We start from the raw sequence: 23,986 nt of genomic DNA on the forward strand, positions 1-23,986 counted from the left end.
AAAAATAAATTATAAAAAAAGTATTGCAAGTTCAAATTGTCCTGTGGTATACTCATTCTTGTCGCCAAGAAAGACAACTTGTTATTAAGGCCCGTTGGTCAAGGGGTTAAGACACCTCCCTTTCACGGAGGTAACAGGGGTTCGAATCCCCTACGGGTCATATCTTCACCACCTCATGAGATCTACATTTTCGATGAGTAATCCTCAAAGTCATTGCTCTTATAGACAAGAATGAAGCATGGCACATCCGGTGAAGTTTACAGCAAGAGCCATTAGCTCAGTTGGTAGAGCACCTGACTTTTAATCAGGGTGTCGAAGGTTCGAGCCCTTCATGGCTCACCATTTTTACAATTGAATATGCGGTCGTGGTGGAATGGCAGACACGCTATCTTGAGGGGGTAGTGGGTGTATACCCGTGGAGGTTCGAGTCCTCTCGACCGCATCACAGCAACAACATAAGATAGACTTCTATGATCATTCATGGGAGTCTATCTTTGTGTTATACGATATATCTCATCCTATTCCAGGCATATAAAGGCTGAGCATTCAGGAATAATGTGGTATAATTCAAGCAGATGAGTTGATTATTACGGTTGGAAGGCGGTTCTTGTATGCAGTCGATCTATGAGCGAATTGAACACCTGATTGCCGAACGAGGAATGACCAAGAAGGCTTTCTGCCAACAGCTGAAGATTAGCACAGGCAATCTGGGTGATTGGAAACGTGGCAAGTCTATTCCGAGTACGAATAAGTTAATTGAGATTGCTTCGTTTTTTGATGTGAGCCTCGACTGGCTCATGATTGGGCGTCCATCGAAGGAAGCGATGGTTCGGGAAAAACGGGAGGATTATTTTTTTGACGTTTTGCGGCAATTGAATTGCCAAGAAAGTGAATTATCGACTGTGGAACAGTCTTTTATCAGCGAATATATTGAGTTCACCCGTTACCGTAAATCCAAGGAAAGCAAGGATGCTGGCGACTATCGCTATAAACCTGAGAACAAATCAGAGAACAAATCAGAGAACGATTCTGAGGAAAACGAAGCGTAAGTGAGATGAGCAACATCCATAGACTGAATGTACAAAAACCTCTGGACTAATCCGAACACACTCGGAGACAGTTCAGAGGTTTTTTGGTGTTAACTATGCTTGATGCCCTTATTTACGAAAGACAAGAGTTTCTTTGCCCAGCAGATGTGGGCGGAGTGTGTTCCAGATCTGAAGACACTGCTCCTGAAGTTCCCAAGCTGCCATGCCAAGGAGTCGTACGCCGATGCCTCCGGTTGCCAGCAAACTTGCACCTGCGAGCATTCGCCCATCTGGTGGCAGCGCAGATCTGACTTGCTCCAACTCCGCAGTACCAAGACCTGGGGCAATCATCCATAACGCAGCGGTATGTGTGTAGTGAAGGAGAGACGCTGAGTGTTTGGGATCATCGGTATCCGGTTCGAGTCCGAATCGATCCCAGACAGCCAGTTGTTCACCTTGCCATATCTCCGTCAAGCTGCGGTAACGCTCGAATTGGAACGCTTCTCCCCGATGAATCCGTCCGGCAGACCAGATATCTGCATAGGCCAGGATTGCCTGTTCTTCCAGCTCAAAGGTTACAGTGAGCGAAGAAGAACTTCCCTTGAAGGGAATGACGCATTCAGGGAAGTATTCCAGCGTGGCCCCTTTTCCCAACCGAAAGTGATGATTAACGGATGAGGGAATGGAAGGTGTAGGATGAAGTCTGGTAGCAGATGTGCTGCTCAGCATGACATGGGTGCCTTCGCCTAATTCCCACTCGGAATGATAAAGATCCCCGTTAAGGACTCCGGGCGAGACGTCTGACGTGTACACACATAATTCGGTTCCGCCTCCGGGAGGTCGAAAGGATCGGCTAAACCTGAGCGGTGCGCTGTAATAACGATCGGTCATGACAGTCCGGTCGCCTTGAAAGGCAAAGGTGGCCCGAAGCTCGCTGCGGCGTGTGACGGGCGCACCTGCACTTTCATTCCTATTTATCTCTGTTCCGGTGGGGACAGAAGATGAATTAATGCGAGTGAGTGCCATGTTCATGGCTGTGTGAATGCAGATGTGCAGCGGAAGCATCGTCATCCATATATTGATGTTCAAGCCAGTGGACAATCTCGGACACACCTTCACCGCTCATTAGATTAGACATGACATAAGGGCGGCCTTCGCGTACCCGCTCGGTATCATTTTTCATAACTTCCAGGCTTGCTCCAACATAAGGGGCGAGGTCGGTTTTGTTGATTAACAGCAGGTCTGAGCGCGTGATGCCGGGACCGCCTTTGCGAGGGAGTTTCTCTCCTTGAGCAACGTCGATAATGTAGATGAACACATCAGCGAGTTCCGGACTGAATGCAGCGGAGAGATTGTCGCCGCCGCTTTCGATGAAGATCAGTTGCAGATCCGGGAAACGTTCAATTAACTCATCAACTGCTTCGAAATTCATGGAGGCATCTTCACGAATAGCCGTGTGAGGGCATCCGCCTGTCTCTACGCCGATAATGCGCTCTGGTGCCAGTGCATTCTGACGCAGCAAGATTTCGGCATCTTCCTTGGTATAAATGTCATTCGTGATGACAGCAAGGCTATAACGTGTACGCAGTGCCTTGGACAGCTTCTCCACAAGGGCTGTTTTACCTGAACCTACCGGTCCGCCAATTCCAATTCGCATCGGACGACTCCGATCAAATGCTTTACGTTCCCACTCCGGATGATGCGTATGATTAGCTCCTCCACACATAACAATTCCTCCTAAGTTAGATAAAAGTTGTAGTTAAGACATAAACAGCCGCGCGGGTAAGGTCTCATGCCGCATGGCGTAGATTTCCTGGGCAATTCCGAAGCTGTGCATATCTTCCGGGTCATTTTCCCGAATGAGAGCCCATTCCGCTTCGATATCATCAAGCAGTTTCTGAATCAACATCTGCGCTTCGGTTTGTCCGATGGGCAGCAGGCGAAGTGCGCTGTTCACATAAGCGTTCACTGAGGTATACAGATGCCCGGTAACGGCTTCATCCAATTCAATCTCCAATTGATAGTTGATATAACCGTGAATGGTCGTGATGCCACAATACGCGCCGTATTCCCGTATGGCCTCATCAATTAGGGAAAAGTCCATCCATGGATAGAGTGAACGGGCCAGCTTGAGCAGTCGTTTTCCCATTTTGTGGCCGCTTTCCCTAAGTTCCCGAGGGGAGCGCTGGGCGTGGACACGTTTATCATACAGGGCAAGTAGAGCGGCATCTTGCTGTTTTATCGCCTGATAGACGCCTTTGATGGCAAGACCATCTAGTCGTACAAGACTGGAATGAAGCTGGCTGCGAATAAACTGTTCAAGCTGCGCGGTATTTTGCACGGTGCCATCATGCGTGTAAGCTTCCAGACCGAAGGAGTGGGAGAAACCACCGATGGGCAGGGCCGAATCCAGCAGCTGAACATAACGGAGTAGCTTCGTGCCACTATTCATCATGAGTGCCCCCTTATTAGCTAATCCGTATTCCTATCAAAACATAAAGTACCGCTGTGCCATAGGCAACTCTTCTGCGGGTTCGCAGGTGAGAAGCTCACCGTCGGCGCGTACTTCATAGGTTTCGGGATCGACTTCAATGACAGGGGTGACGTCGTTATGAATCATGTCTTTTTTGCTGACTGAGCGACAGCCTTTAACGGGTTCAACCCGCTTTTTCAGGCCCAATGATTCTTTGATCCCGGCATCTGCTGCGGCTTGGGAGACAAAGGTGATTGATCCGCTGGCAATGGCGCTACCATAAGCTCCGAACATCGGTCTGCCAAATACGGGCTGAGGTGTCGGGATGGACGCATTGGGATCACCCATCTGGGCAAATGTAATCATGCCACCCTTGATGACAATCTCGGGTTTAACACCGAAGTAGGCCGGTTTCCATATGATTAGATCTGCCAGCTTTCCAACTTCCACCGAACCGACGAGATGACCGATTCCGTGTGCGATAGCTGGATTGATGGTGTACTTGGCGACATATCTCTTGATCCGATCGTTATCGGAAGGTGAGTTCGGGTTGAGTTCAAGTTTGCCGCGCTGTTTTTTCATTTTGTCGGCTGTCTGCCAGGTGCGGATAATGACTTCGCCCACTCGGCCCATGGCTTGTGAATCGGAACTAATGATGCTGAACACGCCAAGATCATGCAAAATGTCTTCGGCTGCGATGGTTTCGGGACGAATCCGCGAATCTGCAAAAGCTACATCTTCCGGGATGGAAGGGTCCAGGTGATGACACACCATCAACATATCGAGATGCTCTTCTACAGTGTTGCGTGTGTACGGTCGTGTTGGGTTGGTTGATGAGGGGATAACGTAGGACTCCCCAGCGGCCCGGATAATATCCGGTGCGTGTCCGCCACCAGCGCCTTCCGTATGGTACGTGTGGATCGTCCGGCCGTTGATTGCAGCCAGGGTGTTTTCGAGAAATCCGGTTTCGTTCAATGTATCGGTATGGATAGCCACTTGAACATCATGTTCCCCGGCGGCAGTCAGGCAGGCATCGATAGCGCTTGGGGTAGTGCCCCAATCCTCATGCAACTTCAGGCCGATTACGCCCGCTTCAATCTGTTCGATTAAAGGTGCGGTGTTGGAACTGTTACCTTTGCCAAGGTAACCGATGTTCATGGGAAAAGCCTCTGCCGATTCTAACATCCGGTGGATGTGCCAGGCTCCTGGTGTGCAGGTGGTGGCTTTGGTTCCTGTTGCCGGTCCTGTTCCGCCGCCGATCATGGTCGTGACCCCGGAGGATAATGCAGTCTGAATCTGCTGTGGGCAGATGAAATGAATATGGGTATCAATACCGCCAGCGGTTACAATCATGCCTTCACCGGCGATGATTTCGGTGGAAGCACCGATGACCAGTGCGGGATGAACACCATCCATTGTATCCGGGTTGCCGGATTTGCCAATGGCGCAGATGCGACCATCTCGAATGCCGATATCCGCTTTTACAATGCCCCAATGATCGATGATGATGGCGTTGGTGATAACAGTATCGGGAGTGCCGTCACTGCGAAGTGCAGAGGTGGACTGGCCCATCCCATCGCGGATGACCTTGCCGCCCCCGAACTTGCTCTCATCACCGTAGACGGCATAATCATGTTCAATCTCTGCCCATAGTTCGGTATCCGCAAGTCTTACGGCATCACCGGTTGTGGGTCCAAACATGGACGCGTATTGTTCGCGGCTCATTCGTTTCATGAAGGTTCACCTCCATCTTGTATGGGAGGGGAGAACGTCTTCAGGAATGCCTCCAGTTTCAGTGGATCAGGAGCTTGATCCGCAGAGCCTTCGGTTAATCCGTTGAACCCGTGAATCTGGCGTTTGCCGCCAAAGGTCGTGAGTTCAACCGGTTTCTCTTCACCAGGTTCGAAGCGAACTGCGGTGCCTGCCGGAATGTGCAGACGATGTCCAAAAGCTGACGTGCGATCAAAGTCCAGTGCTGCATTAACTTCATAGAAGTGAACGTGAGAGCCGACTTGGACGGGGCGGTCGCCGCGATTAAGGACAAGGAGTCGTAGGGTTAAACGATCCGGATGACAGATGATGTCGTCATCTGGCTTCAAACGGTATTCACCAGGAATCATGGTTTCTCCTGCCTTTCTCAGCGTATAGGTTCATGTACAGTAACCAGTTTTGTACCGTCAGGAAATGTGGCTTCTACCTGTACTTCAGGAATCATATCGGGAACACCATCCATACAGTCTTCGCGTGTCAGGATGGTGCCTCCGTATCTCATTAATTCGGCAACACTCATTCCATCCCGTGCTCGTTCCATCAGTTCGGAGGTCAACAAGGCGATGGCTTCGGGAACATTCAACTTAAGTCCGCGTGCTCTTCGTTCACGGGCGAGGTTAGCGGCCACGGTAATCAGGAGTTTTTCCTTTTCCTGCTCAGTCCAGTGCAAGGCAATCCGACCTTTCGCTTATAATGTCTGATATGTTCATGGATCATATTGTATGTTAAATATACTCACACAGGGTGAATCCTTTGTCAATAAGCTTCAAGGCATATTAGCAGTATGCATGAAACGAGTAGGCATGAAATAAAATTATGTAAGCTATATTGACATGAAGAGAGTAACCCTCCATAATTTGGATCAACGAACATTTCGGACGCAAATGACCTTAATGTTCGTCAATAGACTAAAAAAAGGGAGTGTAGGCTATTGAAGAAGAGGTCGGTCAAGTTATGGAGTATTTTGCTGGGTGCGGTCATTGTGATGACAGGATGTGTGGAGGGCACTGCGCCGCCTGAGGCTTCAGGTTCAGGTGGTACAGGAGAACCATCTGCATCCGGTGATACGATTAAAGTTGGCATTCTTCACTCTCTCAGCGGAACGATGGCGATCAGTGAAGTATCTGTTAAAGATGCGGAGATGCTTGCCATTGAAGAGATTAACGCCGCTGGCGGAGTTTTGGGTAAACAGATCGAGCCTGTAATTGAGGATGGCGCTTCGGATTGGCCTACTTTTGCGGAGAAGGCTGGGAAGTTACTGCAGCAGGATAAGGTTGCTGCTGTATTTGGTGGATGGACCTCTGCAAGTCGGAAGGCTATGCTCCCAGTGTTTGAACAGAACAAGGGTCTATTGTTTTACCCGGTGCAATATGAGGGATTGGAATCGTCGCCAAATATTTTTTATACAGGAGCAACAACCAATCAACAGATCGTTCCATCCGTAACCTGGTTACTGGAGAACAGGGGCAAGACGTTTTATCTGCTCGGTTCAGATTATGTATTCCCAAAAACGGCCAATCAGGTCATTAAGGCGCAACTCGCAGCAGAAGGCGGCGAAGTGGTGGGTGAGGAATATACACCGCTGGGACATACCGATTATAGTACGATCATTAGCAAAATCAAGGCTGCGAAGCCGGATATTGTATACAATACACTGAACGGAGATAGCAATGTGGCCTTCTTCAAACAATTGAAGGATGCCGGAATCTCCTCGGATCAGATGACGACCCTCTCGGTAAGTGTGGCGGAGGAAGAAATCCGTGGTATTGGCGCAGACGTATTGAAGGGACATCTGGCTTCGTGGAATTATTATCAGACAACAGATACACCTGAGAATGCAACATTTGTTGCCAAGTATAAAGAAAAATACGGTGCTGATCGAGTGACAGCTGATCCGATTGAAGCGGGATATGTGGCGGTTTATCTCTGGAAGGCGGCGGTGGAAAAAGCAGGATCAACCGACGTGGAGAAGGTGAAGGCAGCTGCCAAGGGTCTGGAGTTTGATGCCCCGGAAGGTAAGGTAACCGTGGATGGAGAGAATCAGCATATCTACAAAACCGTACGGATCGGTGAGGTGCAGGAGGATGGGCAGTTCAAGGAATTATGGAATTCTGGTGAGCCTGTCAAGCCGGACCCTTATCTGAAAACGTATGAATGGGGAGCAACCCTCAGCGCTAAATAACATAGAAACCTCGCAATAAAACAGGCAACTCGCTTCAAAGCAGCTGAAACATAAACGAGGGTGTGACAACACATCCTCTTACCTTATCGCGGTAAAGCGTTACTGTGATGTGGAAAATGTTACTGCCCATAATTGAATTCATGTGAAATATCGAGAGTCACGGTATGGAGGAGGGGATAGCGATGGATATGTTTATCCTGCAGATGTTCAATGGTCTGAGTATCAGTTCAATTCTGTTGTTGATTGCATTGGGGCTTGCAGTAACGTTTGGGCTGATGAATGTCATCAATATGGCTCACGGTGAACTGATCATGATCGGTGCATATGCAACATATGTAACACAAAATCTGTTCATGTCCTATGCTCCAGCAACGTGGTTTGGTGCCTATTTTGTTGTGGCTCTGCCGATTGCGTTCATTGTAGCGGCTCTAATTGGCTGGTTGCTTGAAGTGGTTCTGATCAGGCATCTGTATGGCAGGCCGCTTGATAGTCTGCTTGCGACATGGGGTGTAGGCATGATGCTGCAACAACTGGCCCGTACGATATTCGGAGCGCCGAACGTGGGAGTATCCAGTCCGGCTTGGCTCAATGGGGGATTGGCGATCTCGGATGGTATTGTATTTCCGTATAAACGAATCTTCATTATCGCACTGGTTGCGGTGGTGCTGCTGTGTATGTATCTCTATATCTATCGAACATCTTCCGGAAGACGAATGAGGGCTGTAATGCAAAATCGGAGCATGGCGGGGTGTCTTGGGATTTCGACCCGGCGGGTGGATGGCATGACCTTTGCGATTGGTTCGGGCATTGCCGGAATTGCTGGCTGTGCATTAACGCTCATTGGTCCGATTGGTCCTTCGCTTGGTACGTATTATATTGTGGATGCGTTCATGGTCGTTGTTCTGGGTGGCGTTGGGAAATTGGTTGGAACCGTGTGTGGTGCATTGGGGATTGGTATGTTCAACACGCTGTTCGAAACCTATACCTCGGCCTCCATTGGCAAGGTGCTTGTGTTTGTATGTATCGTTGCTTTCCTGCAATGGAAACCACGCGGATTGGTCGCGATGCGCACACGGAGTCTCGATTAACGTGAAAAAGGGGGTTAGTTCATGTCCGCTTTACTCAAGACTGGCAGTCTGAAAATGAGGATTATCTGGGCGGTTGTACTGATCATGATGTGTCTTGCTCCACTAATCTCCACGGAGTTTCGTCTGAGTCTGTTAGCCAAGTTTTTGGCGCTGGCAATCCTGGCCATCGGTCTCGATCTGATCTGGGGATATGGGGGTGTGTTGAGTCTTGGGCATGGGGTGTTCTTTGGTCTGGGTGGGTACGCGATGGCGATGTATCTGAAGCTTCAGGCCAGTGGAGCAACACTTCCTGATTTCATGGGATGGAGTGGTCTCAGTGGTCTGCCGTGGTTCTGGGAACCGTTTCGCTCTTTCCCGGTGGCGCTGTTATTGGGGATAGCCCTTCCGGCATTGCTTGCCTTTGCCCTGGGGTGGTTTACGTTCCGTAACCGGATCACCGGTGTTTATTTTACCATCCTGACTCAAGCCTTGGTTCTCATTACGGTAACACTCTTTGTTGGTAAACAGGAATGGACGGGTGGGACAAATGGCATCACCGGATATAATTCGATCTTTGGTTTTACACTTCATTCCGCTGGAACGACGATTGCTCTCTACTATATAACGCTTGCTGTTCTGGTGATCGCTTATATGCTCTGTCGTCGAATGGTGAACAGTCGGTTCGGCCAAGTGCTCGAAGCTGCGCGTGATGGAGAGAATCGGGTGCGATTCCTCGGATATGATCCGGCAGGATATAAAACGCTGGCTTTTGCTTTTTCCGGTGCGCTTGCAGGTATCGCGGGCATGTTGTTTGTTCTTCAGGTGGGTATTATCTCGCCATCGATGATGGGGATTGTACCCTCCATTGAGATGGTCCTGTGGGTTGCATTGGGTGGTCGCGGTACGCTTATTGGAGCGGTTATCGGAGCGGTGGTGCTGAATGCAGCCAAAACAGGCATAAGTGAGGCTTACCCCGAGGGGTGGCTGTTCGTCATTGGTGGACTCTTTGTAACAGTAGTTTTGTTCATGCCAAACGGTATTGTAGGTGTATATCGTCATGTCGTTCGCTTGCTGAAGCGGAGAGGAGAGAGTGCGCATGTCCAAGTCACTCGGGAAAAACCTAAAGTCTACTGAGGAATCAGCGGTGTTGGTAGCCGAGGATATTACGGTAGCCTTTGGTGGGTTCGTTGCTGTCAAAGGCATGAACCTGAAGTTGCATGAACATGACCTGCATTTTCTGATCGGACCCAATGGTGCTGGAAAAACAACGATGCTGGATGTGATATGTGGCAAAACAAAACCCATGTCCGGCTCGGTGAAGATGGCGGATGGCACGGAATTAACACGACTGAAGGAGCACCAGATTGTTCGCAAAGGTGTGGGACGCAAATTCCAGGCGCCATCGATCTTTGCGGGTCTGACGGTGCAGGAGAATCTGACGCTGGCGGCGGAGACTCGCCGTTCCCCTTTGCAAGCCATCGGTATTCGTCGATATGGGAAAATGAGTGCTGCCATGGAGCATGTTACCCTCCAGATTGGTCTGCGAGACCGCGTTGATGCTCGTGCAGGAGCGTTATCGCATGGGGAGAAGCAGTGGCTGGAGATCGGCATGCTGCTTCTGCAGGAGCCACGGGTGTTGTTGCTGGACGAACCAGCCGCAGGCATGACGGATGAAGAAACACACAAGACCGGGCGACTTCTGCAAGAGATTGCGCGTGAGCGCTCGGTTGTGGTGGTGGAGCATGATATGGAGTTTGTGCGAGAGTTCGCAGCCAAGGTAACGGTGATGCATGAAGGAAAACTGCTGAAGGAAGGTACGATGGCGGAGGTACAGGCAGACCCGAAAGTGGCGGAAGTGTATCTGGGCAAAAGGAGGGATGACCATGCTGTCGCTGCAACGAATTGAATCCGGCTACGGGGAAAGCAATGTGCTTCGTGGTGTGAACCTGGATGTACAGCCTGGACAGGTGGTGTGTCTGATGGGCCGTAACGGTGTGGGGAAAACAACGTTGATGAAAACATTAATGGGGCTGCTCAAATCACGCAAGGGCAGTATTCAGTGGCAAAATCAGGAGTTATCCACCTTGGACTCAGCCAAGCGGGCAAGGGCAGGGATTGGTTATGTACCGCAGGGGCGGGAGATTTTCCCGCAGCTTACGGTGAAAGAAAACTTATTGCTCGGTCTGGAGACAAGTGCACCGGGAGTAAAAACGTTCCCGGAGGATGTACTGGCGATGTTCCCGGTGCTTGCTACGATGTATGGACGGCAGGGCGGGGATCTGAGTGGTGGACAGCAGCAGCAGTTGGCATTCGCCCGGGCATTGGCTTCGCGTCCGGGGTTGTTGCTACTGGATGAGCCGACAGAAGGCATCCAGCCTTCTATCGTGGAGGACATTCGGCAGGTTATTTTGCAGCTCAAGGCAAAGGGGGACCTCTCGGTTCTGCTGGTAGAGCAGAGTATTGATTTTGTACGAAGTGCCGCAGATTACATCTATATCATGGACAAAGGAACCATAACCCTGCATGGGACACCGCAAGAACTGGATATGTCGCAGTTTGAACATCATCTCTCCGTATAGTTGTAGTTAGTCGGCCAGTGGAGAAAGGTTTTAGGAGCGCTTGTCCAGGATATTCGAGTATTTCGGATATAACCGCCGGATGCATTCCGGACAGATGTCATGCGTGAATTCGGCGTGGGTATGCTTCTCCAGATAACTCTCAACGGAGTTCCAGTGTTCCTCTTCGTCCTTGATTTGTTTGCAGACAGCGCAAATAGGCAGCAGTCCGCGCAATGTGCGCACTTCAGACAATGCTTTCTTCAATTGGTGTTCTGTCTTTCTTTGTTCGGTAATATCCATGTGTGCAATTAAAGCGAGATCGGTATCCAGAATTGAATTTGAATAAGATAGAGGGGTGAGTTCTACACGAAACCACCTCTTTTCGTTGTATACAGTATACACGCAGATGTCATATGTATGATTTCGATTAAAGGGTATTCCGCGTTCTTTCAAATTCTGTGCGACAAGTGCCATGTTAGCGTTCTTGCCTCGTTTTGCCCAGGCTTCCGTCAGGTGCAGGTAGTGTCTATGACTACTGTGTATATCCGGGTTTGGTGAGCATTGACCAAGTCCCTGTTGCCAGGCACGGTTACAACTTTGGATAATCCAATTGTCATCAACAATGATGAGCTGGTGACGTATGGACTGGAACGACAGCCTCTCCAGATCGGATGTAACATGTCTCATGGATGAGACCCTCCTTTGGCAGAAATCTTATCTCAGTTCATCTGGAATATCCAAAATATCAGCGACCAGGTGTCTGAATCGGGTTGCTTTGCGTGTGCCGTGAATAAGATTGGATAAACGATAGGGTGGGATGCCATGCTGTTCACAAAAGGTCTTCTGGTCCACTTGAAGTTCGGTTAGCCGTCGTTTGATGGCCCATCCGAACGGAGTAACTGGTTTTTTCTTGTTCAAAAGGGTTCACCCCTGGTTAGAATGTAGTATTCAGCCGCTCTTTCTTCATGTAGAATATATAGAAATGCGAGCTGTATGTTTCATTATATACGTAAATTCGTCATCTAACAATTAAAAAAGACGGAAAAAAGTGTATTTTGTGATTATAAATGGCGTAAATACGTAAATAAAACAAATAAAATGACAAAAAACACGTCGGCAAGGAGGTTGCCGCGTGTTTTTTAGTTTGTTTGAATGAAGGGGAGCAGGTATGAGGAGGAAGAGGATTAGGCCCTGTAGGCATGAAGTCCAGCTCCGAGCATATGGAAACTGGGGAAAAACGATTTCATGGACATCGAGGTTGGCTGTGCCAGTCCATCCGCAGCCGAGGCGCTGACGGTCTTCCATTCATTCTCCAGATCTGTGGCCAGGCGGACCATCAGATCCTTGGTTGTATCGTTGTTCAGGGGAATGACTTTGGAGGCTTCGGTTATGCAGGCATTCATGGCTGAATGCAGGTAACCAAGGACCGCCTCCTCGACCGGGATGTCGAGGTGGTGGTTAATCCAGGCGTGAACAGTGGAGAGGCAGCCAACCGAATCATATTTGGCAAAGATCTGTTCGAGCTGGCTGAATTCAATCCAGGGGTGCAGAGCGCGTGCGAGTCTGATCAATCGTTTACCCATGGCGGCAGCTTGTTCTCTGAGATCTCCAGGGGTTCGCTGAACATGGACGAGCTTGTCGATCAGAGCTATCCGCCATGTATCCTTGTGATCTGTTGCGGTATAGATGCCTTTGATAGCCATACCTTCAAGACGAACGATGCTCGGATGCAACTGACAACGCATGAATGATTCGAGATCTTCAGCATTACGAATGGTACCCTCCCTGATATGGATATCCATGCCGAAGGAATGGGTGAACCCTCCAACCTGAATAGAGGAATCAAGCAGTTTGACATAATCGAGCAGCTTATTCCCACGGTTCAAAATCATTCGCCTCCTGTGTTCGTTTAATGTCACTTAAAGTAACATTTATGTTCCTTTTTGTTTGCTTTGTGTTTAGAAATCCGAATTATATGATAGTTATCATCCCATGAATGTCCGCTTTTTGTCAATAGTATCCGTGAAATTTAATGGATTAAATCTGGGATTTAATATTTGTGTTATTTTATATAACTTATTGTGTTATTTATTTTGCGAAGTGCAGGGAGGACTATATATAAGGAAGGACTATATATAAATGAACCAACAAGATCGGCTCTTACCTAAAGAGAGGGGATCAAATCTAATCATATGCAGTTCATGGGTAATGATGACGAGATTATGCGATTTTTGATGAAAATGCCTAGCTGAAAAAGAAGTATTAAAAAATACTTTACTTTTAGTTCTGAACCCGGTATAATCAATTCTGTTGCCGATTATTTACGACATGCGGTCGTGGTGGAATGGCAGACACGCTATCTTGAGGGGGTAGTGGGCGTATGCCCGTGGAGGTTCGAGTCCTCTCGACCGCATCATATGAACGATTAAAAAGCAGCTTTCCATTAATGGGAAGCTGCTTTTTTTGTCTTTTTCGAACAGTATGACATCTGGGTTGAAAAAAGGCCATCCATTACCGGAGGAATGTTGCTCTACCTACCGGCTACGGGTGGCCTGTGTATTATTTTTGCAGCAAATTCTTGATATCTTCTTCAATCTTGTCCGGTGTTGTTTTGGGAGCATAACGTTTAATGACCTGTCCGTTCTGATTCACCAGGAATTTGGTGAAATTCCATTTGATTGCTTTGGAGCCGAGCAGGCCAGGAGCTTCTGTGCTAAGGTGTTGGAAAAGAGGGTGAGCGCTTGAACCGTTCACATCAATTTTCTCAAACATGGGGAAGCTCACGCCATAATTCATCTGACAGAACTCGGCAATATCGTCGGAAGATCCTTTTTCCTGTGCAAACTGGTTGCTTGGGAAACCAAGAACTTCAAATGGAGCATCTTGAAATTTGTCTTGCAATTCTTGCAGACCTTTGAATTGAGGGGTAAGGCCGCATGAGCTTGCCGTATTCACAATCAGGAGCACTTTGTCACGGTAGTCGGACATTTCAACTTCTTGACCGCGAAGGGTATTCACTTTGTAATCGTAGACTGTCATCTAAATCGCCTCCATTTATTTACTCTTATATCTTCTATTATATTGGTTGCAATTAAATATTGCAAAACTAATATGGTGTTAAAAGAATCAAAACAGGCAAGTTGTGCAGAATACGTGAATGAATTGCGAAGTGATTTACGCCAGAGTGAGAATTAGATAGCCTTGAAGAGATAGATAGAGTATAACTTTGTTGTAAGCGTTATTATGGACAGGAATTGGCAAAAATCTGCCGATTTGGTGATCTGGGCGGACTTTACACCGACATGGCACGGGTGTATGATTCATAACGTAATTTCAATTTAAACTAAATTGTACTTGAAAAACGAAACAAACGATAATATCGCTCGATCTTACCTTAAGATATACGAACGATGTTTTAATCGCTGAGTTTCCATTCATTAATGAATGGGAAACGGGGGAACCAACGGAATGCGCTGTCCAGGACAGTGGGCATTCATGGGGTGAATTTTCCGGTGACAGCCGGAAATAGGGCGACTCTCGCGCCCGAATCCGTCAGCTAACCTCGTAAGCGTTAAAGGGAGAGGCAACAAGCCGTACGCTGGTTCATGGTGTTTTCGCCATGGGTTATTTAAGAAGCGTTCGGGAGGCCTTGGTCCCCCACGCTTCTTTTTTGTTGTCTTTTCACGCCAAGGGAGGAACGAATGATGGATACTGAGATGATCTTAGTGACTGCTCCAAATGAAGCAGGACGTAAATTTATCAAATTGCTGATGTACAAAAAAATGCCGTTTGCCGTTCTAACCAACAGTGCAGGGGAAGAGCGCAGACTCCGTAGAATCGGAGTAGAACATGTCATTCGCATGAATACGGCTGCAGCTCAAAAATGGTTTTTGCCGCAGGGAAGCGTAGGCAACGTGTTTATTTTTGAAAACAGCCTGAATCTGACCTGTCGTTATTTACAGATCTGTCGTTCATGGACATCGAAATCCCTGTGCGTCATTACGGAGCAGAGTCATCCTAAGGGCATCTATCGGGGCATGGGCGCAGACCGGATTGTATATTCGCTCAATGGGGAAGTTGGCTTTCTCCTCAATGGTTAATGCCATAGCTTCTGATTGCTCAGGTGTAAGGTGCCTGTTATAATTGAATGTATTAGAATCAATTTCAGAATTCACTCAAGGTATTATGAAATTGATTCATCGATAAACGGAAGTTTGAGGAGACTCATGCAGGATGGTGAGTCTTCTTTTTTATGCTTACAAGGAGGAATTGGCGTGCCGGATGTAGGTGGATTGAAATGGTTGTTTTTTGATGTTGGAGATACGCTGGTGGATGAATGGGAGCCGGTTGATGATATTATCGGACAGTTTGTCCGTGAAGCTTGTGCTTTGGGGTATCCGGTGACAATTGAGGCGGTACGCGAACTGTTCGCGAGTTGTTACCGAAAATATGAGCAATGGCCTATGAGAGTGGCGATTCGCACATTCGTTGAAGACGAGGGGCATCAGAAACAGATTCAGGACAAGCTGAAGTTTCAAAAAGATCTTGAACGTCCTTTTCCTTCAGCGGATTCCGTTCTTCAGCAGTTGTCACGGCATTATCGCATTGGCATTATTGCCAATCAGAGTCCTGGAACGGAAGAGAGACTGGAAAGCTATGGCTTGCGGAAGTATGTTGATGTTCTGGCATGTTCGGCTGAAGAAGGAGTGTCTAAGCCAGACCCTGAGTTATACGCTGTGGCCTTGAAGCAGGCCGGTTGTGAACCGGAGGAAGCCGTCATGATCGGCGATCGGATCGATAACGACATTATACCTGCTCGGAAGCTGGGCATGCGTACGATTCGAATTATGCAGGGTTACGGAAGATTCCAGCCAGAACTATCGGATGACAAACGTGCGGATTGGACCGTTGATTCATTGGATCAACTCTTGCCGTTACTGATACCAAATCAGGATTAGATGCAGATGGTTGTTTATTGGAGTTTGAGTTTTACTATAAAAGGAAACATGTTGCTGTATTGCAACAATAAAGGCTGATCAACTGGGTATAAAATACCGGAGTTGATCAGCCTTTTTAGTATTTAGCCAATTAAAATGAGATTAGAATAACCGAATCGTCTGAATGATCAGATATACATTCAGCACAACGATAATCGCGGCAATGACCCATGAGATGATTTTGAGCCACAATTTGTTGGCGAATGCACCCATGCTTTTTTTATCACTTGTGAACATCACCAGGGGAATTACAGCAAAGGGCAATTGAAGCGACAGCACGACCTGGCTCAAAATGAGCAGTTCTTCTGTGCCATGTTCTCCTGCAATGGCTGTCACAATTACCGCCGGGATGATGGCGATCAGACGTGTGACCAGTCTGCGTAGCCAAGCCGGAATTCGAATGTTCAGGAAACCTTCCATAACGATCTGTCCAGCGAGTGTACCTGTAAGGGTAGAGTTCTGACCTGATGCTAACAGCGCCACACCGAACAGGATACTTGCAACCGTAGTGCCCAATAGAGGTGTCAGCAGATGATAGGCATCAGCGATCTCAGCAACCTGCGTCATACCAGCACTGTGAAATACAGCGGCAGATACAATCAGGATGGCTGCATTGATGAACAGGGCCAGTGTCAGCGCAATCGTAGAATCCATGGTCGAGTACCGAATGGCTTCTTTTTTGCCCTGTGGTGTCTGTTCGATCTGACGGGTCTGCACAATGGAAGAATGCAGGTACAGATTATGCGGCATCACGGTTGCTCCGATAATACCAATGGCAATATAGAGCATGGCCGGGTTTTGCAGAATCTCAACATTTGGTACAAAACCATGGAGAACACCGCCCATATCCGGTTTTGCCAGAAACAGATCAATCCCGAAGCAGAGGGCGATGGTTGCCATCAGCACAATGACGAGAGTTTCCAAAGCGCGGAAGCCTTTGTTTTGCAGAACAAGAATCAGGAGTACATCAACTGCGGTGATGATAACGCCGTATAACATGGGGATGTTAAATAACAGCTTTAACGCGATGGCAGAACCAATGACTTCAGCCAGATCGGTAGCTGCAATGGCAAGCTCACACAGAATCCATAACATCATAACAACAGGCATGCTGAATCGTTCACGACAGGCTTGAGCCAGATCCCGTCCAGTGACGATACCGAGCTTGCCAGCCAGCGACTGAAGGACAACGGCCATCAGGTTCGATAACAGGATAACGGATAACAAGGTATACCCGAACTGCGAGCCGCCTGCGATATCTGTTGCCCAGTTCCCCGGGTCCATGTAACCTACGGCAACAAGGTATCCTGGGCCTACAAAGGCGAGGAATTTCTTCCACCATGCAGCATTCTGCGGAACTTTCATGGAACTATGTGCTTCTCCAAGGGAAGGGGCCATGCCCGCAGTAGACAATGATTCTCTTGAAGGAGCGTTGAACGGATTTTTTTTACTCATACGATAATCACCTGACTTTGAATTATTGATTTGGAGATATTGATGCGGTACAAACCGCTCATGATATATCTAAATTTTTATGTTTATTGTTACATTGTACTCCTTCAATTATTTTTGTCTAGTGCAACTTTTATGTATCAGCACAAAATTTCGGTTGTAGCTTGAATATGCCCCTTCGTATATTACCCAACCTTAGGGAAAATACAGCCATGGCATTGAAATGCATGAAAATAATAAAGTTGTAAAAGCTGATAAAGATACAAAATTGCGTTTCAAAATGAGCCAGAAGTTTAAATTGAAAGGAAGGCAGTAAAAAACTATATGGATAAGGGAGAGATTCTGAATGGAAGCTTTATATACAGCAGTAGCGACAGTTAAAGGTGGACGTACAGGTTCGGTGACTTCTTCGGATGGCGTGCTTAAGCATGATCTGAAAATGCCAAAAGAGCTTGGTGGCTCCGGTGGTGAAGGTACTAACCCTGAGCAACTTTTTGCCGCTGGATATGGAGCATGTTATGAAAGTGCCCTTGCCAATGTAGCACGCAAAGCAGGTGTGAAATTGGAGGATGTGGTCGTTACAAGTAACGTATCCATTGGTAAAGACCCTGCGGATGACGGTTTTCAGCTGTCTGTTCGTCTGGACGTTAGCATGCCTGGTGTAGATCACAGTCAAGCAGAGGAACTGGCCCGCAAGGCGCATGATTTCTGTCCATATTCCAAAGCAACACGTGGCAACATTGATGTTGTATTAAACGTAGTTTAAGATTTGACTCCTGGTAAGTAAAGGGAACATATAGAGCAGGTTATCCCAGATACCTGATGTTCGACTACAAAGCCCTGCTGGCAATCGGCAGGGTTTTGTGTTGATTATCATATAAGGACATGATGCAGGAGATTAGATGCCAGATCGCGTACTATTTTACATAATTGCACTCTCACTTCATGCTACACATTCCATAAAGGGGGAACGAAGATGAGTATTGAAGAGATGATCGAGCGGCGATTTGTGTGTACAAAATGCAGGGGCACGGATTGTAACATTAAGGAAGTTTCCATGTCAGGAGCAGGCCTGAGTAAGATGTTTGATATACAGCATAATCACTACTTGTTCGTGGCTTGTGCTTCCTGCGGGTATGTTGAAGTATTTGATCCGGATGTCTTGAAAGGGAAAAAACAGGGACAGGTAGGGACGATTCTGGATATTCTGTTTGGCGGGTAGACATGCGCGAGTTGACATTGATCTGAATTTTCTTTAATATAACTTAGTACTGAGTAGTGTCATTGCATGAACCAAATTTGAATTAAACAGGTGATATCCATGTCTTATAGACCGCGTATTGCAGATTTAGAATTAGCTTATGGTAACAAGGAAGACGGATTGTATGAATTCAAAATGAATTTGGTAGACGGTACAAAATGCCGTGTATTCTACACCCGTTCACCGGAATGGAAGATGACCAATATCAGCCGTCTGCAGAAAACCCCTTGTCCAGTATGTCGCAAAGATTTCATTTGCAAATGTATGGACCAGTGGGCAAGTGACCTGCATCAACAGATGATCGATGACCAATGGATGGAAAAGGCAGTTACGGAGTAATTGTCGGACAGATACGAGCGTGGGCACAATGCCTGCGCTCTTTTTCTTTTATTTCCCATTAATGCGTGTTCAAAAAGAGCGGTGTTCATTCTTTTTGAACTACCTCTAGAAATAAATTTAGAATTAGTGAACAAGATGGCCCAGATTGGGTAAGTTACTCTAACCGCAACAATAGGAGGCAGCCAATATGACAGCAAATCAAACAGATGTGCATCAGGGACATCCGATCGTACTGGTGGATGGTGTCTGTCACTTCTGCCAGGGCTTAACCAAATGGATTATCAAGCGTGACCCGGAAGGAAAATATCATTTTGCATCGCTTCAATCGGATGTAGCCAAGGAATTGCTGAAGAAAGGCAATTTGTCGACAGATAGTATGGACACCTTTGTGCTGATTGAAAATGGAAAATACTATACACGTTCAACCGCCGCACTGCGATTGGCTAAGGGTCTAAAGTTTCCTTATCCGTTGTTATATGTGTTCATCATGATACCGAAATTTATTCGTAATGCAGTCTATAACTGGGTTGCTCGCAACCGTTATCGCTGGTTTGGCAAGGATGAAGCGTGTATGTTGCCTACACCGGAGATCAAAGATCGATTTCTGTGAAAAAGTCTCGTGCGACACATTGTATCCAAATTTGATGATTAATAGCGGAAATAATTGGGTAATGACTACAGATCATATCTATTTTGGGAGGAAAACAACTTGAAGAAGTGGACTACATTAATTATCGGGGCATTATTAGCAGTAAGCTTGGCAGCATGCGGAAACGACACAGACAACACGGCAACGCCGCCAGCGACCAACAATGAAACATCTAACGAGGGTAATACACCTGCGGAGCAGGAAACAAAGATCCCTACCCTGGATGAGTTGATTACCAAAACGAATGCAGCAACCAAAGAAATGAAAAGCTTCACAACTGAAGCAAACATTGATCAGAATCTGAAACTGGATGCTGGTGAACAGTCACAGGATCAACAGGTTAAAACATCGCTCAAAATGGATATCATCAAAGATCCAATGATGATCTACCAAGAGATGAAAATGGAAATGTCTGGGCAGGAAGCGCAGAATGTAAAACAATACATCACTTCAGATACGATCTATTCACAAGTGGGAGAACAATGGGTTAAAATTCCTGAAGCTCAAACCAAAGAATTGGTGGAGCAGATGAAAGCAAGCATGAATCCAGAAGGTGAATTGGATCAGTTCAAAAAGATTGAGGAAGACACCGAAGTTACAGAAGATGGCGACAATTATGTCATTAACGCTAATGTATCCGGTGATAACGTAAAGGAACTGGCCAAAGCCGTGATGGAGCAAAACGGATCGAATGCCCAGACCCAAGCGATGCTTGAACAAATGAATATTACAAGCATGAAGATGAAATATATGATTAACAAGGAAACCTATCTGCCTGCAGGTACGGATGTAAACATGGTCATGGAGATGGAACAGAATGGACAGAAAATGACGATGGACATGAAGATGAACAGTACATTTTCTAACCACGATCAAGTGGAAGAGATCAAGATTCCACAAGAAGCATTGGATAGCGCAAAATAATTTGGTTATGCCAAATGTGCTGAAGATGATTTAAAGCGGTAAGCGAGCATCCTTGTATGCCCGTTTGCAGGGCACCTCTGAACTAGATCTGTGTGAGCCGAGAGGTTTACCGGATTAGAATCAGGGGTGTTTTTCTGTTTAGCGGAGATTATGGTCAGGGTTCAAGGTGTTATAGTATAGTCATATTGAAGTAGAGAGGGGGATATAAAAGATGATTGAATATGCACACATCCACCATGTTAGTCTGGCTGTACGTGATCTGGAAATCGCGAAGAAGTTCTACTCGGGGTTACTGGGCATGCAGGAGATTGAACGTCCAGCCTTCCGCTCCACGGGTACATGGTACGCTATCGGCAGCCAGCAGCTTCATCTGCTTCAGCACCCAGAGGGTCACACGTTACGTGAGGCTGGGATTGATACTACAGACGGTCACTTTGCGATCTGGGTCACCAGTTATTCAGAGACTATAGCCTGGCTGGAGCAGCAGGGAATTGAGTATGAAGCGAGACTTGACAGTGTAGCTGGATTCGCGCAGATTTTTGTACTTGATCCGGACCGTAACATTATTGAGTTCGATTCACCGTACAACTCTTAAGGAAAAAGGGTTAGAATAAATCCCTTGCTCCCCCAGAAATTGTATGCTATATTATCCATACATTCATAGCACGTGACGGAAGCACCGTCCATATACTGCATATTCATGCGGTTATTGGACGGTGCTTTTTTGTGCTTTTTGACAGGGAGGGAAGGAAAAATTGATTGTACTGAAGGTTGCTCTGGTTTCAAAGGATAGAGATTACATTAGCGCTTGGCTTGATTATGTACAGGGAAATTCATCTGGTCTTCATGTGCGTTTCACGGCATTCTCCCAAGAGGATTCGTTCAGGGATCACATGAAAGAGCAAGAAGGTCGAGAATTACCGGATCTGGTTATTGCGGAACCGGAGTTTCTGAATAACTGGCTGAATAACGGGGGAGAAGTATCAGGTGTACCTTGGCTAATGCTTAGTGAAGGGATGGAAGAGGTGGATGAGGCCAAGCGGCTGATGAAATATCAACCCTTGCCTGCTTTGCTGGATGCTGTGATGCATGCTTGCCGGCAGCCACGCCGTAAGAAGGTTCACCATCCAGGGCAAGAGACTCTCTCCATCGGTGTAGTATCCGCTTCTGGTGGAAGTGGCAAAACGGCAGTGGCCTTGCATATGGCGAAGCAATTGGGACTTGCAGGATATGCTGTTCTTTATCTTAATCTGGAGACGCTGGACAGCACGCTCCCGTTTCTGGAAAAGGGACTAACTAGAAGTGGGCAGCGCCACCCGGATGCGGAGACGGGATTGTCCCGCTTGTTATACGATCTGAAGGTGGGCAGGAAGGAATCCGGTAAGCAGTTACAGGTACAATCGAAGGGCGTAGATGGATATGTGGTCCGGCATGAAGCGCTGAAATCCGATGTGTTCTGGCCATTATCAAATCGGAAAGAACTGTTGCAAATGACTCGTGAGGATACGTCGAATCTGCTTCGTTATTTAACGGATTGTGGACAGTATGACGTGTTGATTCTGGATGGGGATTCCGGTTGGGATGGGCGCAGTGAAGGGGTGCTGGATGCAGCAGATGCATTTGTCTGGTTGGTTGAGGATGATATATCTGCCATGCATCGATGGGGACAATGGTTACAGCATGCTGAGCGTACGAAGCCAGATCTATACGAAAGTATGTTGGATCGTTCACGCTTTGTGGTTAACAAATATCGGGACAATGTCGTCAATGCACTTCCACGCCCTGATCTGCATCTGGATGCAGTGTTACCCTATATCCCTTCTTGGAAGCAACTCAGTCAGGAGGAAGTCATGCTTAGTTCTCCGATCTTCCAACGTGAAGTGAAGAGATTATGTGCCATGCTGGTACAAGATGGCGAAGAAGAATTGAAGCAGACGGGACGAATTCAGAAGCAGGATCGGTGGGCGTTATGACGGATTCATCCAATAGAATACTGGATCGTGAAGAACAGTTTCAGATGATGCGAAGGGAAGTCAGGGCTGGCCTCGATCTAACCTCTTCCGCAGGAGATGATGAACTGTGGCAGGGAATAGAACGCAAAGTTCTTACTGACCCGAAGCTGGATGATCTGACCTCAGGAGAGCGTCACACGCTGGTACAGCGATTGTTTGACTCCTTTCGTGGATTGGATATTTTGCAGCCACTTGTGGATCATCCCGATATTACGGAAATTATGATCAATAGTCACAAGGAGATTTTTGTGGAGCAGGAAGGTGAAGTCAGCCAGATCACCCTTGAATTTGAGTCAAGGGAACGGCTCGAGGATATCATCCAGATGATTGTGTCCGGGGTAAACCGGATTGTGAATGAGTCTTCTCCAATCGTAGATGCCCGTTTAAAGGATGGTTCGCGGGTCAATATCGTGTTGCCTCCTATTGCCTTGAAAGGCCCCACGATGACGATTCGTAAATTTCCCAGTGAACCGATGAAGATGTCCGATCTGATTGAAAAGGGAGCCCTGCATGAAGAAGCGGCAGAATTATTGCAGCAGTTGGTAAGGAGCAAATACAACATCTTCATTGGAGGCGGGACCGGATCGGGAAAAACGACCTTTCTGAATGCATTATCCCAGTTTATCCCTGCCGATGAACGGATTATTACCATTGAGGATTCGGCTGAGCTACAGATAGTTACGGTACCAAATCTGGTATCACTGGAAACGCGGAATGCAAACACCGAAGGCAAGGGACAGATATCTATTCGGGATCTGATCAAATCTTCCTTACGGATGCGTCCGAACCGGATTGTGATTGGGGAAGTCAGGGGCGCAGAAGCGCTGGATATGTTACAGGCCATGAACACTGGCCATGATGGATCTTTGTCTACAGGGCACGCGAATACCATCTCGGACATGATTAGCAGACTCGAAACGATGGTGCTTAGCGGTGCCGATCTTCCTATTGCGGTTGTAAGGCAGCAGATTAGTTCAGCAATCGATATTTTTGTACATCTGTCCCGGCTACGAGATCGTTCACGGCGGGTGACAGAGATTAGTGAAGTGATTGGCATGCAGGACGGTGAGGTTATGCTGAATCCACTGTTTCGTTTCCAGGAACAAGAAGAGCGTGAAGGCAAAATTATTGGCGGGTTAGTGCAAGTTGGAAAGTTGAATCAGGTGGATAAAATTCAGATGGCTGGGCTCGGGGAATGGCTGGATGAATACATAGAACAATATAGTGTTGAATTAGATTCATCAGATAACAACGTGAATTAAAGCCATTGGAAG

General features: G+C 47.3%; 27 protein-coding genes, 4 tRNA genes and 1 riboswitch. Of the genes, 20 read left to right on the plus strand and 11 right to left on the minus strand.

Annotated elements, in window-relative coordinates:
- Positions 1-88 precede the first annotated feature (88 nt).
- The 4 genes from MHI48_RS07170 to MHI48_RS07185 all read left to right on the plus strand — a co-directional run bounded on the left by MHI48_RS07170 (position 89) and on the right by MHI48_RS07185 (position 1,049).
- A tRNA-Glu gene (locus MHI48_RS07170) sits at positions 89-160 on the plus strand.
- Positions 161-266: 106 nt separating this feature from the next.
- Positions 267-342 (plus strand) — tRNA-Lys (locus MHI48_RS07175).
- Positions 343-359: 17 nt separating this feature from the next.
- Positions 360-442 (plus strand) — tRNA-Leu (locus tag MHI48_RS07180).
- A gap of 169 nt (positions 443-611) precedes the next feature.
- On the plus strand, positions 612-1,049 hold the full coding sequence (locus tag MHI48_RS07185; protein WP_340936646.1) for a helix-turn-helix domain-containing protein: 438 nt from the start codon (positions 612-614) through the stop codon (positions 1,047-1,049).
- Between the two features lie 108 nt (positions 1,050-1,157).
- Here the strand turns inward: MHI48_RS07185 and MHI48_RS07190 are convergent, their stop codons facing one another.
- The 6 genes from MHI48_RS07190 to MHI48_RS07215 are packed head-to-tail and all read right to left on the minus strand — an operon-like array spanning position 1,158 to position 5,941.
- Positions 1,158-2,060, minus strand: coding sequence for an urease accessory protein UreD (locus MHI48_RS07190; RefSeq protein WP_405143575.1), 903 nt, complete (start codon positions 2,058-2,060; stop codon positions 1,158-1,160).
- Positions 2,035-2,754, minus strand: coding sequence for an urease accessory protein UreG (gene ureG, locus MHI48_RS07195; RefSeq protein ID WP_017690021.1), 720 nt, complete (start codon positions 2,752-2,754; stop codon positions 2,035-2,037). Before ureG ends, MHI48_RS07190 begins: the two co-directional genes overlap by 26 nt.
- Before the next feature lie 33 nt (positions 2,755-2,787).
- Positions 2,788-3,483: an urease accessory protein UreF gene (locus MHI48_RS07200; protein ID WP_083677315.1), complete on the minus strand. Its 696-nt coding sequence runs from the start codon at positions 3,481-3,483 to the stop codon at positions 2,788-2,790.
- Between the two features lie 33 nt (positions 3,484-3,516).
- Positions 3,517-5,235: an urease subunit alpha gene (gene ureC / locus MHI48_RS07205; RefSeq protein ID WP_338708036.1), complete on the minus strand. Its 1,719-nt coding sequence runs from the start codon at positions 5,233-5,235 to the stop codon at positions 3,517-3,519.
- Entirely contained in the window at positions 5,232-5,621 is a 390-nt protein-coding gene (locus tag MHI48_RS07210; RefSeq protein ID WP_047842024.1) for an urease subunit beta, read from the minus strand. The genes ureC and MHI48_RS07210 overlap by 4 nt, the downstream gene beginning before the upstream one ends.
- Before the next feature lie 17 nt (positions 5,622-5,638).
- A complete protein-coding gene (locus MHI48_RS07215) occupies positions 5,639-5,941 on the minus strand; it encodes an urease subunit gamma (protein ID WP_076209470.1) in 303 nt (100 codons plus the stop codon).
- A gap of 261 nt (positions 5,942-6,202) precedes the next feature.
- Here MHI48_RS07215 and urtA point away from each other — a divergent pair, with 261 nt between their 5' ends.
- The 5 genes from urtA (at position 6,203) to urtE (ending at position 11,099) form a co-directional block, all read left to right on the plus strand.
- Positions 6,203-7,453: an urea ABC transporter substrate-binding protein gene (gene urtA / locus MHI48_RS07220; RefSeq protein WP_338708037.1), complete on the plus strand. Its 1,251-nt coding sequence runs from the start codon at positions 6,203-6,205 to the stop codon at positions 7,451-7,453.
- A 182-nt stretch (positions 7,454-7,635) separates the two neighbouring features.
- Positions 7,636-8,541 (plus strand): urea ABC transporter permease subunit UrtB, encoded by a 906-nt coding sequence (gene urtB, locus MHI48_RS07225; protein WP_101314096.1) that lies wholly within the window; start codon positions 7,636-7,638, stop codon positions 8,539-8,541.
- Between the two features lie 21 nt (positions 8,542-8,562).
- On the plus strand, positions 8,563-9,654 hold the full coding sequence (urtC, locus tag MHI48_RS07230; RefSeq protein ID WP_127544208.1) for an urea ABC transporter permease subunit UrtC: 1,092 nt from the start codon (positions 8,563-8,565) through the stop codon (positions 9,652-9,654).
- Positions 9,617-10,426 (plus strand): urea ABC transporter ATP-binding protein UrtD, encoded by an 810-nt coding sequence (gene urtD, locus MHI48_RS07235; protein WP_338708038.1) that lies wholly within the window; start codon positions 9,617-9,619, stop codon positions 10,424-10,426. The genes urtC and urtD overlap by 38 nt, the downstream gene beginning before the upstream one ends.
- On the plus strand, positions 10,404-11,099 hold the full coding sequence (gene urtE / locus MHI48_RS07240) for an urea ABC transporter ATP-binding subunit UrtE (RefSeq protein WP_338708039.1): 696 nt from the start codon (positions 10,404-10,406) through the stop codon (positions 11,097-11,099). Before urtD ends, urtE begins: the two co-directional genes overlap by 23 nt.
- 30 nt (positions 11,100-11,129) lie before the next feature.
- Here the strand turns inward: urtE and MHI48_RS07245 are convergent, their stop codons facing one another.
- From MHI48_RS07245 to MHI48_RS07255, 3 genes are all read right to left on the minus strand, one after another.
- Positions 11,130-11,765 carry a hypothetical protein gene (locus MHI48_RS07245; RefSeq protein WP_053061478.1) on the minus strand — a complete coding sequence of 212 codons (636 nt, stop codon included), beginning with the start codon at positions 11,763-11,765 and terminating at the stop codon, positions 11,130-11,132.
- A 27-nt stretch (positions 11,766-11,792) separates the two neighbouring features.
- Entirely contained in the window at positions 11,793-11,996 is a 204-nt protein-coding gene (locus tag MHI48_RS07250) for a hypothetical protein (protein WP_017690011.1), read from the minus strand.
- A 266-nt stretch (positions 11,997-12,262) separates the two neighbouring features.
- Positions 12,263-12,964, minus strand: a complete 702-nt coding sequence (locus tag MHI48_RS07255) for an urease accessory protein UreF (RefSeq protein ID WP_161799427.1) — start codon at positions 12,962-12,964, stop codon at positions 12,263-12,265.
- 444 nt (positions 12,965-13,408) lie between these two features.
- Here MHI48_RS07255 and MHI48_RS07260 point away from each other — a divergent pair.
- Positions 13,409-13,491 (plus strand) — tRNA-Leu (locus tag MHI48_RS07260).
- Between the two features lie 146 nt (positions 13,492-13,637).
- Here MHI48_RS07260 and MHI48_RS07265 read toward each other — a convergent pair.
- A complete protein-coding gene (locus MHI48_RS07265; RefSeq protein WP_338708041.1) occupies positions 13,638-14,117 on the minus strand; it encodes a glutathione peroxidase in 480 nt (159 codons plus the stop codon).
- Positions 14,118-14,488: 371 nt separating this feature from the next.
- Positions 14,489-14,664, plus strand: a riboswitch (cyclic di-AMP (ydaO/yuaA leader).
- A gap of 115 nt (positions 14,665-14,779) precedes the next feature.
- On the opposite strand from MHI48_RS07265, the gene MHI48_RS07270 reads away from it, so the two are divergent.
- Together MHI48_RS07270 and MHI48_RS07275 are read left to right on the plus strand one after the other, a co-directional pair.
- A complete protein-coding gene (locus MHI48_RS07270) occupies positions 14,780-15,178 on the plus strand; it encodes a hypothetical protein (protein WP_235193755.1) in 399 nt (132 codons plus the stop codon).
- A gap of 174 nt (positions 15,179-15,352) precedes the next feature.
- The gene (locus MHI48_RS07275; RefSeq protein WP_076319115.1) at positions 15,353-16,036 is read left to right on the plus strand and encodes an HAD family hydrolase; all 684 of its coding nucleotides are present in this window, start codon (positions 15,353-15,355) and stop codon (positions 16,034-16,036) included.
- Between the two features lie 141 nt (positions 16,037-16,177).
- On the opposite strand, the gene MHI48_RS07280 is transcribed toward MHI48_RS07275, so the two are convergent.
- The gene (locus MHI48_RS07280) at positions 16,178-17,473 is read right to left on the minus strand and encodes an Nramp family divalent metal transporter (protein ID WP_036669231.1); all 1,296 of its coding nucleotides are present in this window, start codon (positions 17,471-17,473) and stop codon (positions 16,178-16,180) included.
- Positions 17,474-17,873: 400 nt separating this feature from the next.
- Between MHI48_RS07280 and MHI48_RS07285 the strand changes: the two genes are divergently transcribed.
- The 8 genes from MHI48_RS07285 (at position 17,874) to MHI48_RS07320 (ending at position 23,974) form a co-directional block, all read left to right on the plus strand.
- A complete protein-coding gene (locus tag MHI48_RS07285; RefSeq protein ID WP_036610819.1) occupies positions 17,874-18,293 on the plus strand; it encodes an organic hydroperoxide resistance protein in 420 nt (139 codons plus the stop codon).
- A 210-nt stretch (positions 18,294-18,503) separates the two neighbouring features.
- Entirely contained in the window at positions 18,504-18,749 is a 246-nt protein-coding gene (locus tag MHI48_RS07290) for a zinc ribbon domain-containing protein (protein ID WP_036610816.1), read from the plus strand.
- Between the two features lie 99 nt (positions 18,750-18,848).
- On the plus strand, positions 18,849-19,127 hold the full coding sequence (locus MHI48_RS07295) for a hypothetical protein (protein ID WP_036610814.1): 279 nt from the start codon (positions 18,849-18,851) through the stop codon (positions 19,125-19,127).
- Positions 19,128-19,314: 187 nt separating this feature from the next.
- Positions 19,315-19,737, plus strand: a complete 423-nt coding sequence (locus MHI48_RS07300; protein WP_076251545.1) for a thiol-disulfide oxidoreductase DCC family protein — start codon at positions 19,315-19,317, stop codon at positions 19,735-19,737.
- Positions 19,738-19,836: 99 nt separating this feature from the next.
- Positions 19,837-20,700 (plus strand): DUF6612 family protein, encoded by an 864-nt coding sequence (locus tag MHI48_RS07305; protein ID WP_036669080.1) that lies wholly within the window; start codon positions 19,837-19,839, stop codon positions 20,698-20,700.
- Between the two features lie 211 nt (positions 20,701-20,911).
- The gene (locus MHI48_RS07310; RefSeq protein WP_405143582.1) at positions 20,912-21,295 is read left to right on the plus strand and encodes a VOC family protein; all 384 of its coding nucleotides are present in this window, start codon (positions 20,912-20,914) and stop codon (positions 21,293-21,295) included.
- A gap of 160 nt (positions 21,296-21,455) precedes the next feature.
- Complete coding sequence (locus MHI48_RS07315) at positions 21,456-22,673, plus strand: ParA family protein (RefSeq protein WP_405143584.1); 1,218 nt, start codon at positions 21,456-21,458, stop codon at positions 22,671-22,673.
- Positions 22,670-23,974 (plus strand): CpaF family protein, encoded by a 1,305-nt coding sequence (locus tag MHI48_RS07320; protein ID WP_036669082.1) that lies wholly within the window; start codon positions 22,670-22,672, stop codon positions 23,972-23,974. The genes MHI48_RS07315 and MHI48_RS07320 overlap by 4 nt, the downstream gene beginning before the upstream one ends.
- Positions 23,975-23,986 lie beyond the last annotated feature (12 nt).

Source organism: Paenibacillus sp. FSL H7-0942, assembly GCF_045040715.1.
Lineage (GTDB): Bacteria > Bacillota > Bacilli > Paenibacillales > Paenibacillaceae > Paenibacillus > Paenibacillus amylolyticus.

Excerpts from the sequence above, each read along its gene's own strand:
- MHI48_RS07185 (WP_340936646.1), top strand. The coding sequence starts at position 612 with ATGCAGTCGATCTATGAGCGAATTGAACACCTGATTGCCGAACGAGGA.
- MHI48_RS07190 (WP_405143575.1), bottom strand. The coding sequence starts at position 2,060 with ATGAACATGGCACTCACTCGCATTAATTCATCTTCTGTCCCCACCGGA.
- ureG (WP_017690021.1), bottom strand. The coding sequence starts at position 2,754 with ATGTGTGGAGGAGCTAATCATACGCATCATCCGGAGTGGGAACGTAAA.
- MHI48_RS07200 (WP_083677315.1), bottom strand. The coding sequence starts at position 3,483 with ATGATGAATAGTGGCACGAAGCTACTCCGTTATGTTCAGCTGCTGGAT.
- ureC (WP_338708036.1), bottom strand. The coding sequence starts at position 5,235 with ATGAAACGAATGAGCCGCGAACAATACGCGTCCATGTTTGGACCCACA.
- MHI48_RS07210 (WP_047842024.1), bottom strand. The coding sequence starts at position 5,621 with ATGATTCCTGGTGAATACCGTTTGAAGCCAGATGACGACATCATCTGT.
- urtB (WP_101314096.1), top strand. The coding sequence starts at position 7,636 with ATGGATATGTTTATCCTGCAGATGTTCAATGGTCTGAGTATCAGTTCA.
- urtC (WP_127544208.1), top strand. The coding sequence starts at position 8,563 with ATGTCCGCTTTACTCAAGACTGGCAGTCTGAAAATGAGGATTATCTGG.
- urtD (WP_338708038.1), top strand. The coding sequence starts at position 9,617 with ATGTCCAAGTCACTCGGGAAAAACCTAAAGTCTACTGAGGAATCAGCG.
- urtE (WP_338708039.1), top strand. The coding sequence starts at position 10,404 with ATGCTGTCGCTGCAACGAATTGAATCCGGCTACGGGGAAAGCAATGTG.
- MHI48_RS07245 (WP_053061478.1), bottom strand. The coding sequence starts at position 11,765 with ATGAGACATGTTACATCCGATCTGGAGAGGCTGTCGTTCCAGTCCATA.
- MHI48_RS07265 (WP_338708041.1), bottom strand. The coding sequence starts at position 14,117 with ATGACAGTCTACGATTACAAAGTGAATACCCTTCGCGGTCAAGAAGTT.
- MHI48_RS07270 (WP_235193755.1), top strand. The coding sequence starts at position 14,780 with ATGATGGATACTGAGATGATCTTAGTGACTGCTCCAAATGAAGCAGGA.
- MHI48_RS07280 (WP_036669231.1), bottom strand. The coding sequence starts at position 17,473 with ATGGCCCCTTCCCTTGGAGAAGCACATAGTTCCATGAAAGTTCCGCAG.
- MHI48_RS07285 (WP_036610819.1), top strand. The coding sequence starts at position 17,874 with ATGGAAGCTTTATATACAGCAGTAGCGACAGTTAAAGGTGGACGTACA.
- MHI48_RS07290 (WP_036610816.1), top strand. The coding sequence starts at position 18,504 with ATGAGTATTGAAGAGATGATCGAGCGGCGATTTGTGTGTACAAAATGC.
- MHI48_RS07295 (WP_036610814.1), top strand. The coding sequence starts at position 18,849 with ATGTCTTATAGACCGCGTATTGCAGATTTAGAATTAGCTTATGGTAAC.
- MHI48_RS07300 (WP_076251545.1), top strand. The coding sequence starts at position 19,315 with ATGACAGCAAATCAAACAGATGTGCATCAGGGACATCCGATCGTACTG.
- MHI48_RS07310 (WP_405143582.1), top strand. The coding sequence starts at position 20,912 with ATGATTGAATATGCACACATCCACCATGTTAGTCTGGCTGTACGTGAT.
- MHI48_RS07320 (WP_036669082.1), top strand. The coding sequence starts at position 22,670 with ATGACGGATTCATCCAATAGAATACTGGATCGTGAAGAACAGTTTCAG.